Origin of the sequence: Pseudoalteromonas nigrifaciens (assembly GCF_002221505.1) — a bacterium.
GTDB lineage: Bacteria > Pseudomonadota > Gammaproteobacteria > Enterobacterales > Alteromonadaceae > Pseudoalteromonas > Pseudoalteromonas nigrifaciens.
Window position 1 is genome coordinate 862,942 of sequence record NZ_CP011036.1, and the last position, 11,774, is coordinate 874,715.

Genomic DNA, 11,774 nt, shown 5'->3' on the forward strand with positions numbered 1-11,774 from the left:
AATATGTTTAAGCGAACATACATATCCACAAAAAGGCTATGAAGTGCTGCACTTTAGAGAGGTAAAACCACTAGATTATGTGTTTAAATCACTGCTCAATTACCCTCATTGTTTTCTCTTTGTGCAAAATAATATTTAAATGCTTTATTCACAAAGAGGCTAAGAGGGCGCTGCGCTTTAGAGAAGAAAAAATAGATAAATTATCTGTTTAAATCACTGCTCATATACTCCCATTCGCATCCATTGTGCAAATGTGCTTTAGAGTTTTTAACTGCTGGCATTTTTATAATAACTTTATTGGCTCATATCAATTTACTTATTGCCTTAAAATCTCCCTAAAACCTGCACTTTAAATAGCTATATTTAATCAGCTTAGTAAATAACTTTAAACAAAAATTAGTTAAATGGCTTATTTCTTGCTTTGTTCAAGCTAAGTCAATTTTTTGGAGATGGTTATGGCTATCAGTTTTGATAAAGCGCTTGGTGTGCACCCGCACGCTATGTTGATCCGTTCGCAAAGAGCCGAAATGCTCGCTACCAATATCGCTAATGCTGATACGCCGGGCTATAAAGCAAAAGATATAGACTTTGCCTCTGCACTAAAAACGGCAAAGTCACACCAACAAGGCGGCAATAGTATGGTCAGAACCAACAGTAAACACATTGCCGGTGGTAGTAAAGAAGTAGGTGGTTCAGAAATGTTTCGTAATGCAAATCAACCAGATACAGGTGATGGCAACTCGGTTGATATACAGGTGGAACGAAACTTGTATGCACAGAATGCTATGGAGTATCAGGCCAGCTTGCAATTTTTAAGCGGCAGATTTAAAGGTCTGAAAAAAGCACTCGGTAGCCAAGGATAATAATTATGAGTTTATATAATGTTTTTGATATTGCTGGTTCTGGTATGAGCGCACAAAATGTGCGTTTAAACACCACCGCAAGTAATATTTCTAATGCGAATACTATTAGTTCTTCTCAGGATAAAACTTACCGAGCGCGACAACCTGTATTTGCTGCTGAGCTTACTAAAGCTTCAGCATCAGCAAGTAATCCACAGGGCTCCGCTGTTGGCGTTAAAGTATTAGGCATTGTTGAGAGCAACAAACCATTACAAATCGAATATAACCCAAACCATCCAAGTGCGGATGAAAATGGCTATATCTATAAACCCAACGTTAATGTTGTTGAGGAGATGGCAAACATGATTTCTGCCTCTCGTTCGTATCAAACAAATGTGCAAGTTGCCGATGCAGCAAAGCAAATGTTAAGTAAAACACTGCTGCTAGGCCAGCGGTAACAGAGGGTAGGTTATGAGTAACGATATTAGTACATCTTCATCCTATTTAGACTCTTTACGGTGGCAAGAAAAACAAGCAGCCAGTAAAGACAAGAGTGATGCGTTAACCCAAGAAGATTTTTTCTCATTACTAACGCAGCAACTGTCGTTTCAAGATCCGAGTAAACCGGCTGATAACGATCAGATGATTGCGCAAATGACTAGCTTTACTATGGCTGAGGGAATTTCAAATTTAAACTCTAACTTTGAAGCTTTAGCTGCATCAATGACATCAAATTCAGCACTGCAAGCATCTACATTAGTAGGCAAGCAGGCGCTTTTAGAGTCTGACACATTAGATTTAAATGAAGCAGGTGATGCACGAGGCTCAGTTGTTGCCGAAAAGCCAGTTGAAAGCTTAAAGCTTAGAATTGAAGATGAGTCTGGGCAGTTAGTTAGAACCATAGATTTAGGCTCGCAACCAGCTGGTGCAGTGCGTTTTGCATGGGATGGTAAAAACGAAGCGGGTGAGCGCCTACCTCCTGGCGAATATAAAATTAAAGCTGAGGGGAGTACTAATGGTGAGTTTTCGAGCCTGCCAATTGCTACCTTTAAAAATATTGAGAGTGTTAATATTAATGGTGCAAATGGCATCATTATTAACACTAAAGAAGGTGCGGTTAGGCTGACTGATGTTGCAGAAATCGCGTAAAAGATTCATTAGCCAGCGGGCTAAAAATTAAATAGTTTAGAGGTCAATTATGAGCTTCAATATTGCATTATCCGGCCTTGCTGCCGCACAAAAAGATTTAAACGTTACGGCAAATAATATAGCCAACGTAAATACTACGGGTTTTAAAGAGTCGCGCGCAGAATTTGCTGACGTGTATGCATCGTCGGTATTTAGTTCGGGTAAAACAAAAAATGGTGACGGCGTGCAAACGACTATGGTTGCACAACAATTTCATCAAGGATCATTACAGTTTACCAATAACTCGTTAGATTTAGCGATTACCGGTGAAGGTTACTTTGCAACCAGCCAAGACCTAGGCGCGCAAGATTTTACTTACACACGTGCCGGCGCATTTAAGTTAAACAAAGACAACTTTGTGGTAGATGCAAATGGCAGCTTTTTACAAGGCTTTCCGGTTGACCCTTCAACAGGCGATACTACATCAGTGAGTTTAAGCACTTCATCGGCTTTACAAATACCTGACTCGTCAGGATCGCCGCGTGCTACTTCAAGCGTGTATAGCTCGTTTAATTTAGACTCACGATCAATTGCACCTACAATTGCGTTTAACCCTACCGAAAGTGCAACTTATAATTCATCAACCTCAACAACCGTGTATGACTCACTCGGTGAGCCACATGTATTGCAGCTATTTTTTGTGAAAAGCGACCCTGCAGTACCCGGTAATGAAAATCAATGGAGCGTACATTCAACACTTGATGGTAAATCCTTTGGTGCCAATGGGGTTGAGCAAACAGTAGCTCCGTACACTCCTATGACTACTTTTCAGTTTGACTCAAGTGGCTTACCGCAAAGTACAGACGGCACGCCAAACGTAAGTAACACTTTTAATCCATTGTCTATTGCAGCTGGTGGCGGTGGTACAGCGGGGCTTTCTGATTTATTAACCAATGGCGCTACCTTCCCAGCGCCTGTTGAAATTAACTGGCGTGATGAAACCGGTACAGCTAATAAAATACCTACTCAATACGCAAGTCGCTTTGAAGTAAAAGCACTTGAGCAAGACGGTGCAACGGTTGGCCGTTTAGCGGGTATTGATATTGGCGCCGACGGTAAAGTTGTGGCTTCGTACAGTAATGGCGACTCAACATTTTTAGGCCAAGTGGCTATGGTGCGTTTTTCAAACTCGCAAGGTTTACAACAAGTGGGCAGCACAGGTTGGAAAGCGAGTATAGCGTCAGGCGAGCCTATTGCTGGTGAACCAGGCTCTGGCACATTAGGTAATATCAACTCATCAGCGCTTGAGCAGTCAAACGTAAACTTAACTAACGAACTAGTTGATTTGATTAGCGCACAGCGTAATTTCCAAGCAAACTCGCGAGCGCTGGAAGTTAACTCAACAATTCAGCAAAGTATTCTGCAAATTAGATAAAGCACAATTTATTAATTTGAATATTCAAGGCTGCTTAATTGCAGCCTTTTTTGTTTATAAGATCAGGTTTGAGGCGTCAGGTATCAACCTAGAACCTAGCCCCTAGAACCTCATCCCTATAATTTCTGCAGCTACCGGCGGTATACCACATTGCTTGGCGGTGCAGTTTTACTGCTGTATTTAACAATGGCGCATATATTGCATTTGTTCTTACAGAGATTTTTAAGTGAGTCGATGTTATGGATAAAATGGTCTACATTGCCGCGTCTGGCGCTAAGCAAAGCTTAATGGGGCTTGCCCTTAAAGCCAATAATTTGGCGAACGCAAACACTACAGGTTTTAAAGCCGACTTTGCCCAAGCTCGATCTATGCAAGCGTTTGGTGAAGGTTTGCCATCGCGGGTGTTTTCTATGGAAGAGCGCCCAGGTTCAAACATGACATCGGGTGGCATACAGCAAACCGGTCGCGAGCTCGACATTGCCATGAGCGATAACGCCTGGCTGAGTGTACAAGACGCCTCCGGCAACGAAGCTTATACAAAAGTAGGTACGCTTAATATTACCGCCGAAGGCATGTTAGTTACCAGCGGTGGTCGTCAAGTAATTGGCGAAGGCGGCCCTATTATTTTGCCAGTCCCGATTGAAAAAATAGAATTTAGTAAAGACGGTGCCATACAAGTACGCCCACAAGGCGCGCCGGCTAACTTTTTAGAAGAGGTTGATCGTTTAAAAGTGGTTGAGGCAAATAACTCAACACTTGAAAAAGGTAACGATGGTTTATTTAGACCAAAACCAAATCAAACGGTTGAAACCTCAGCTAACGTACAAGTGATAAGCGGCGCATTAGAAATGTCGAACGTTAATCCGGTACACGAAATGGTCGATATGATCAGCCATCAACGCCAATTTGAATTACAAGTAAAGCTAATGAAAACAGCAGAAGAAATAGATCAATCGCAAGATCAGCTGTTGCGCATAGTTTAACTTTAAAATGAGGACACGATTATGAATCCAGCATTGTGGATCAGTAAAACTGGGCTTGACGCCCAACAAACCGACATTTCGGTTATTTCAAATAACTTAGCCAACGCCAGTACGGTTGGTTATAAAAAAAGCCGCGCCGTTTTTGAAGATTTACTTTACCAAAACATTAATCAGCCAGGCGGTCGCTCATCGCAAGATACCGAAATGCCATCAGGTTTAATGCTAGGTGCTGGTGCTAAAGTGGTAGCTAACCAAAAAAACTTTTCGCAAGGTAATATGCTAACTACTGAAAATTCACTAGATTGGATGATTTCTGGTTCAGGCTTTTTTGAAGTATTGCAGCCAGATGGCAATATTGCTTATTCGCGCAACGGACAATTTACCACCGATGGCGACGGGCGAGTTGTAACCTCGGGTGCCGGTTATGTAGTTCAACCTGAAATGAACGTACCCGACGACGCGCAATCAATAACTGTATCGCAAGACGGTGAAGTGTCTGTACGTGTTGCAGGGCAGGCCGATAACGTGGTTATTGGACAAATTACCATTAGTGACTTTATTAATCCGTCGGGCCTTGAGCCTATAGGGCAAAACCTTTACACCGAAACTGCGGTAAGTGGCGCGCCGGTGCAGGGTAACCCTGGGGTTGATGGGCTAGGCACTATTATTCAAGGCTCACTAGAAACGTCAAACGTAAACGTAACCGAAGAGTTGGTAAACCTAATAGAAACCCAACGTGTTTACGAAATGAACTCAAAAGTAATTTCGGCAGTTGATGAAATGATGAGCTACATCAATCAGCAATTATAATATTTTAGAGGTTATTATGCGCAATATTATATTATTTGCAGCGGGTACTTTATTGTTAAGTGGCTGTGTGTCTACACAAAATAGTGATGTAGTACAAGACGATCCTTACTACGCACCCATGTACCCAGAACCCAATGTTGAACCGGCAGTTGCTAATGGCTCACTGTTTAATACGTATTTATCGAACGACTTATACGCTGATAAAAAAGCACTGCGTACCGGCGATATAATTACGGTTAAATTGCAAGAATCTACGCAAGCCTCTAAAGCGGCAAAAACAGAAACTGATAAACAGTCAGACGCAAAACTCGACCCCGTTATTGGTTTAGGCGGATTACCGGTAAATATTGGCGGCGACAGCATTCAATTTGGTATTGGCAGCGACGCGTCATTTAAAGGCGACTCAAAATCAAATCAGTCAAATAGTTTAGCCGGTGATATATCGGTAAATGTAATGCGTGTTTTACCTAATGGTAACTTAGTTATTCGCGGCGAAAAATGGCTAACGTTAAACTCAGGCGAAGAATTTATTCGTTTAGAGGGATTAGTAAGGCCAGAAGATGTAACTGCAGACAATACCGTACAGTCAAATAGAATTGCTAATGCACGAATTCAATATTCGGGCAAAGGGCAAACTCAAGAAGCACAAAGTGCCGGTTGGCTAACACGCTTTTTTAGTAGCTCACTTTTTCCTTTTTAGAGGACATTCATTATGAATGTATTTAAAGTTTTTTGTTTAATGGTGTTACTTGGCTGGCAACTTCCTGCCATGGCCGAGCGCATTAAAGATGTGTCTATGGTTGAGGGCGTACGCTCAAACCAATTAGTAGGCTATGGCCTAGTTGTTGGCTTACCTGGTACGGGCGAGCAAAGCCGATTTACCGAGCAAAGCTTTAAAGGCATGTTAAACAGCTTTGGCATTACGTTACCAGCAAGCTTAAAACCAAAAATTAAAAACGTGGCTGCGGTTGCAGTGCATGCAGAGCTACCGCCTTTTAGAAAGCCCGGGCAAACTATAGATATTACCGTATCATCTATTGGTAGTGCAGGTAGTTTACGCGGTGGTACTTTACTACAAACCTTTTTAAAAGGGGTCGACGGCAACGTATACGCTATTGGCCAAGGTAGTTTAATTGTAGGTGGTTTAGGCGCAGAGGGGCTTGATGGCAGTAAAGTCGTTATAAACACGCCAACAGTGGGGCGCATTCCAAATGGCGCAACCGTTGAGCGCGCAGTTAAAAGCCCATTTATGCAAAACGACTATATTACTTTTAACTTAAATCGCCCAGACTTTACTACCGCTAAGCGATTAGAAAAAACCATAAACGATTTAGTTGGCCCAAATAGCGCCCAAGCACTCGATGCAGCGTCTATTAGAGTTATTGCCCCAAGAGACGCCTCGCAGCGCGTGTCTTATTTATCAACGCTCGAAAACCTAGAGTTTACCCCAGCAGATACAGCGGCAAAAATTATCGTTAACTCGCGTACCGGTACTATTGTTATTGGTAAAAACGTAAAGCTACAACCTGCGGCTATTACCCATGGTGGCTTAACAGTAACTATTGCGGAGCAACAAAACGTATCGCAACCTAATGCTTTTAGTGATGGCGATACCGTTGTTACCCAGCAAAGTATTATAGATATAAAACAAGACGACTCACGGGCATTTGTATTTAACCCCGGAGTGAGCCTAGATGACCTAGTACGCGCTATAAACGAAGTAGGCGCCGCGCCTGGCGATTTAATGGCAATACTAGAAGCCCTAAAAGAAGCTGGCGCAATAAACGGCCAGCTAGTTGTAATTTAAAACAACGTAATGCTATCGGTGGTCAGTTTTAAAAGCTGGTAACCGATGGCATTTTGCTTAACACCTTCCCCTCTGGCTCAATTTTTGCATTGCTTTATACATTATTCATTATTGTGTCAAAAAGCTGATGGAAACAAATCATCTCGATAAGCAAAACTTTTTTGATTTAGGTAACTTAAACGCTTTGCGTAAAGATGCCCTAAACAGTGGCGACGCGTCTAGTGATGCCTCAAAAGCGGCTCTCAAAAAAGCAGCGGCACAATTTGAAGCCATATTTACGCAAATGTTGCTTAAAAGCATGCGCAAAGCCAGCGAAGCCTTCGAAGACAAAGAAAGCCCATTAAATTCAAGTAGCGTAAAGTTTTTTGAAGAAATGCACGATCAGCAACTTTCATCAGAGCTCTCGTCTAATGGTTCATTAGGGCTTGCCGACTTAATAGTGCAGCAACTTTCTCCTACGGCAAAAAATTACACCCCAGCTTCAGTACTCAGAACCAGTAACGATCTTTTAAGCGATCAGCGTGCTGGCATAGAGTTGCCGCAGCAACAGCGTAAAAAAGCCGTAACCGAGCCTGTAGATAAAAGCGCTATGAATACCGAAAAGCCAGAAGTAGCTAAGCCAAACTTTGAAACGGCCGAAGAGTTTGTAAGTTCAGTATGGGAACACGCTAAAACTGCAGCGCAAAAAATTGGTTTAAATCCTGCGGTAATGGTTGCACAAGCGGCACTTGAAACCGGTTGGGGTAAGCATATTATTAATAAAAGCGACGGTAACAGCTCAAATAACTTATTTAACATTAAGTCAGATAAAAGCTGGCAGGGTGAAAAAGCTAACAAAGTAACCTTAGAGTTTGAACAAGGCGCTGCAGTTAAAAAACAAGCCAGTTTTAGGGCTTACGACTCAATAAAAGACAGCGTGAACGACTTTGTTGATTTTTTAACTCAAAATCCACGCTATCAACAAGCATTACAAAATACCGCCAAACCGGCAGTGTTTTTAGACTCATTACAACAAGCCGGTTATGCAACAGACCCAAATTATGCGGATAAAATAAAGCGCGTACTTAACAGTAGCGAGCTTAAAAATATTGCAACAAACGTGATCCGCCAAGGAGTAAAGTAACATGTCGTTTAATTTATTAAACATTGCTAATTCAGGAATAAGAGCAAACACTGATCTGTTGCAAACAACCAGTAAAAATATTACTAATGTAAATACTGACGGCTATGTGCGCGAGCGTACAGAGCATGGCACCATGATCGGCAATCAAGTTGGCAAAGGTAATACTTACAGATTGCTTAATGAATTTGCACAAAAACAATTAAACCGAGACACCTCAAATAAAACGTTTTTTGATCAGTTTGTAAGTGAAGCAAACCGGGTCGATACGTTATTTTCGCAAGAAGCGAATAGCTTATCGACCGGTATTAACTCGCTATTTAATAACGTGCAAGAAGCGCTTAATCAGCCATCGTCAACGGTTGCACGTTCGTTAGTAATGACTAACGCCGACAGCTTAATAAGCCAAATGGATAGGTTGTCGGGAATAGTGCTGGATCAAAAAAATGTTGTAAATGAGCAGCTCGAAATATTCTCCGATGAAGCCAACACCTTAATTCAAAAAATAGGATCGTTAAACCAACAAATTGCTGGTGTTAATGGTACTAACAACGCATCTGCTGCAAGCGGCACATATAACGAGCGCGATAAAGCGATTCGCGATTTATCAGAGTTAATCGACATTGAAACGCTTGACGGCCCTAATGGTGAAAAGCTCGTTTTTATGGGCAGCGGTGAAGCGGTTGTAATGCAAAACGGCTCGTTTAACTTGTTTTCGATGCGCGGCGACCCCGATCCAAATTTTAAAGAACTGCGCTTAGATGTAAATGGCGGCAAAGCTGTGCCGCTTGAAGTTGATGCCAGTAAATTAAAAGGCAAAATAGGTGGTTTACTTGCCTTCAGAGACGATATTTTAGTACCTGCACAAAATCAAATAGGCCAAATGGGTTTAGCGTTGGCTGATGCATTTAATCAGCAAAATCACTTGGGAATGGATGCTAACGGTAAATTGGGTGGCGATATATTCAATATACCTACGGCAAAAGGGTTTGCCTATCAAGCTAATACCGGCGGTGCGGGTGTTAGTGCAACAGTAGAGCCCGGCAAAGGCAGTAATTTACCTGCCAGTGATTTTATTGTGACTTATACCGCAAATCCAAACGAAGTGAGTATTCAGCCAGTAGATAATAAAGGCGAGCCATTAGGCGCCGCTACAACAGCAACATTTGTAGGCGGTGAAATTAACTCGGCAAATAACCCAGGTGTTGATTTATTTGGTTTGCAGTTAACTATGGCTGGTGCAGGTAATGAAGGCGATAAATTTCAAATTAAGCTCAATTCAGAAGCCGCAGCAAATATTACCCTCGCCACTGGGCGCGGTGAAGACCTAGCGTTAGCATCGCCAATACGCACCGCCGATTACATAAATAACACCGGTAGCGGCGCTATTTCTGCTGGCAGTGTGAGTAGTGTTACCGCTGGTGGCTTTACAACTACCACTCCTCCTGCACTCGCTAATGGAGATATAACCATTGTTAAAGCAGCGGGTACAAATGATTACTTAATTAGCGATGGAAACGGCGCTAATGTGCCAATTACTATTGCACCACCAGGCAAAAATGTTTTGGCTGGCCTTGGTGCTCCTTATGACGGTTATGGTTTTGACTTTGATATTGAAGGCTCGCCAGCCACAGGCGATAGCTTTACGTTAGAGTTTAACAAAGGCGGCTTTGACGATAACCGCAATGGCTTAAAGTTAGCCGAGTTACAAAACGGTGACTTGGTGCGCCAAAATGTTGTTTCAAGCTCAGATGCCGATAACCATAAAACGTTTAACCAAGCGTATGCCGGATTAGTAACCGACATTGGCGTGGTAACAGGCCAAGCTAAAACAAACGGCGCAGCATTCGACGCACTCGCACAGCAGTCAGAGGCATGGTACGAGTCGTTATCTGGGGTAAACCTTGACGAAGAAGCGGCCAATTTACTGCGCTTTCAACAATCTTATGCGGCTTCAGCTCAGGTGCTTTCTGCTGCACGTTCTATTTTTGACACTTTACTTAGTGCCACGAGGTAATTATGCGTTTATCAAATAACTTAATGTATCAAAACAGCATTAATAAAATATTACAAAATCAAAATGGCGTAGCAAACGCACAAGAGCGAGTAAATACTAGGCAAAAGTATTTATCTACCTCAGAAGCGCCTGCCGACATATCGCAAGCTATGCTGTATACCAATAAAATACAAAGCAATGAGCAATATACAAAAAATATTAACCAGCTCAATGGCCGACTCAAAACCGAAGAAAGCGTACTGCAAGGTATTAACGAAAGTATTCAAGCGGCTAAAGATATTGCCTTAAAAGCAGGTAATGGCGCATACAGTAAAGACGACTTAAAGTCGTTAGCGTCGGAGCTAAGCGAAATACAAAAAACGTTAGCTAATTTAATGAACACCCGTTCAGAAGATGGTAAGTACATATTTTCAGGCTACCAAGACAACACGCAACCGTATCAGTTTGATGCTGCCAGCGGCACATACAATTACCAAGGCGATCAAGGTCAGCATAAAATTACTATTGCCGAAGGTGTGTCGATTAAATCTAGCGACAACGGCTACGACACCTTTGAAAAAACCAATGCACGGCTAAATGTGGCGTCAAATACCGGCAGTATTCCTACATTAACACCCCCAAATAACATTACAGCGGGTAGTGTGTATGTAGATAAACAAGGAGTGTTCGATCAGTTTCATAAAGAGCAATATAATGCTGATCCCACTGCCGCACCTTCGGCAAATACCTTTAATATAGTGGTTTCTGCGGGAACTAACCCAGGCGATCCGCAGCAATATGAAATTCAGCGCGCAGGTAACCCATTAAACCCACCTGTTACCGGGGCGGTACAAGCAGGCGAGCCAATTGAATTTGCGGGCATGAAAATTCAGCTAAGCGGCGCTGCACCTGGGCAGCTTGATTTTAGTCTCGAGCCACCTCATAAAGAAAACGTACTTAATACGCTACAAGGTTTAATTACAGGCTTAAATAATGGCACGCTTACGGGGGACGATTTTCAGCAAGCACTTAACGATGGTGTAACGCAGTTACAAAATGCCAGCGAACAAGTTGTGTTTACCCAAGCGAGTTTAGGTGGGCGGATGAATGTGCTAGAAAGAGTAACCGACTCTAACTCTGCGCTAGACATTCAAAACCAAAGTAATCGTTCAAGCCTGCTTGAAGTAGATATGGCTGCTGCAATTAGCGAACTCACTCAGCAAGAAACCGCACTCCAAGCGTCGCAAGCTACTTTCGGCCGCTTAGCCAAACTCTCGTTATTTGATTATATTTAAAGGTTAAGAGCAGGTTTTAGGTGTCAGGTATCAGGTTTTAGGCAAAAACAAGCCAAGCTAGGCGTTTTTGTTGATGGAGGCGCGGTTTTATACCGCGTTTTTTGGTTTTCGACTATCTGAAATTTACTGTTCTTTGTGCAAATGGGTTTAGTAAATTTATTTACAAAGAGGTTATGAGGGCGCTACGCTTTAGAGAAGAAAAAACACATAAATTATGTTTAAGTTACTGCTCATTTACTCTCATTGTTTGCTCTTTGTGCACAGTAATATTTAAATGCTTTATTCACAAAAAGGCTAAGAGGGCGCTGCGCTTTAGAGAAGAAAAACATATAAATTACCTGTTTAAGTTACTCCTCAT

At 42.3% G+C, this 11,774-nt stretch carries 11 protein-coding genes; all 11 read left to right on the forward strand.

The window, feature by feature from the left end:
• Positions 1-455 precede the first annotated feature (455 nt).
• A complete protein-coding gene (gene flgB, locus PNIG_RS04070) occupies positions 456-863 on the forward strand; it encodes a flagellar basal body rod protein FlgB (protein ID WP_041454356.1) in 408 nt (135 codons plus the stop codon).
• Positions 864-868: 5 nt separating this feature from the next.
• Entirely contained in the window at positions 869-1,300 is a 432-nt protein-coding gene (flgC, locus tag PNIG_RS04075; protein WP_011327464.1) for a flagellar basal body rod protein FlgC, read from the forward strand.
• A gap of 13 nt (positions 1,301-1,313) precedes the next feature.
• Positions 1,314-1,991, forward strand: coding sequence for a flagellar hook assembly protein FlgD (locus PNIG_RS04080; RefSeq protein ID WP_011327465.1), 678 nt, complete (start codon positions 1,314-1,316; stop codon positions 1,989-1,991).
• Positions 1,992-2,040: 49 nt separating this feature from the next.
• On the forward strand, positions 2,041-3,405 hold the full coding sequence (flgE, locus tag PNIG_RS04085) for a flagellar hook protein FlgE (RefSeq protein ID WP_089367862.1): 1,365 nt from the start codon (positions 2,041-2,043) through the stop codon (positions 3,403-3,405).
• 239 nt (positions 3,406-3,644) lie between these two features.
• Complete coding sequence (locus PNIG_RS04090) at positions 3,645-4,388, forward strand: flagellar basal body rod protein FlgF (RefSeq protein WP_011327467.1); 744 nt, start codon at positions 3,645-3,647, stop codon at positions 4,386-4,388.
• Between the two features lie 21 nt (positions 4,389-4,409).
• Entirely contained in the window at positions 4,410-5,198 is a 789-nt protein-coding gene (flgG, locus tag PNIG_RS04095; RefSeq protein ID WP_011327468.1) for a flagellar basal-body rod protein FlgG, read from the forward strand.
• A gap of 16 nt (positions 5,199-5,214) precedes the next feature.
• Positions 5,215-5,898, forward strand: coding sequence for a flagellar basal body L-ring protein FlgH (flgH, locus tag PNIG_RS04100; protein WP_011327469.1), 684 nt, complete (start codon positions 5,215-5,217; stop codon positions 5,896-5,898).
• Positions 5,899-5,910: 12 nt separating this feature from the next.
• The gene (locus PNIG_RS04105) at positions 5,911-7,005 is read left to right on the forward strand and encodes a flagellar basal body P-ring protein FlgI (RefSeq protein WP_089367863.1); all 1,095 of its coding nucleotides are present in this window, start codon (positions 5,911-5,913) and stop codon (positions 7,003-7,005) included.
• Positions 7,006-7,132: 127 nt separating this feature from the next.
• Positions 7,133-8,128: a flagellar assembly peptidoglycan hydrolase FlgJ gene (flgJ, locus tag PNIG_RS04110; RefSeq protein ID WP_089367864.1), complete on the forward strand. Its 996-nt coding sequence runs from the start codon at positions 7,133-7,135 to the stop codon at positions 8,126-8,128.
• A gap of 1 nt (position 8,129) precedes the next feature.
• A complete protein-coding gene (gene flgK / locus PNIG_RS04115) occupies positions 8,130-10,142 on the forward strand; it encodes a flagellar hook-associated protein FlgK (RefSeq protein WP_089367865.1) in 2,013 nt (670 codons plus the stop codon).
• A gap of 2 nt (positions 10,143-10,144) precedes the next feature.
• The gene (gene flgL / locus PNIG_RS04120; RefSeq protein WP_089367866.1) at positions 10,145-11,416 is read left to right on the forward strand and encodes a flagellar hook-associated protein FlgL; all 1,272 of its coding nucleotides are present in this window, start codon (positions 10,145-10,147) and stop codon (positions 11,414-11,416) included.
• Positions 11,417-11,774 lie beyond the last annotated feature (358 nt).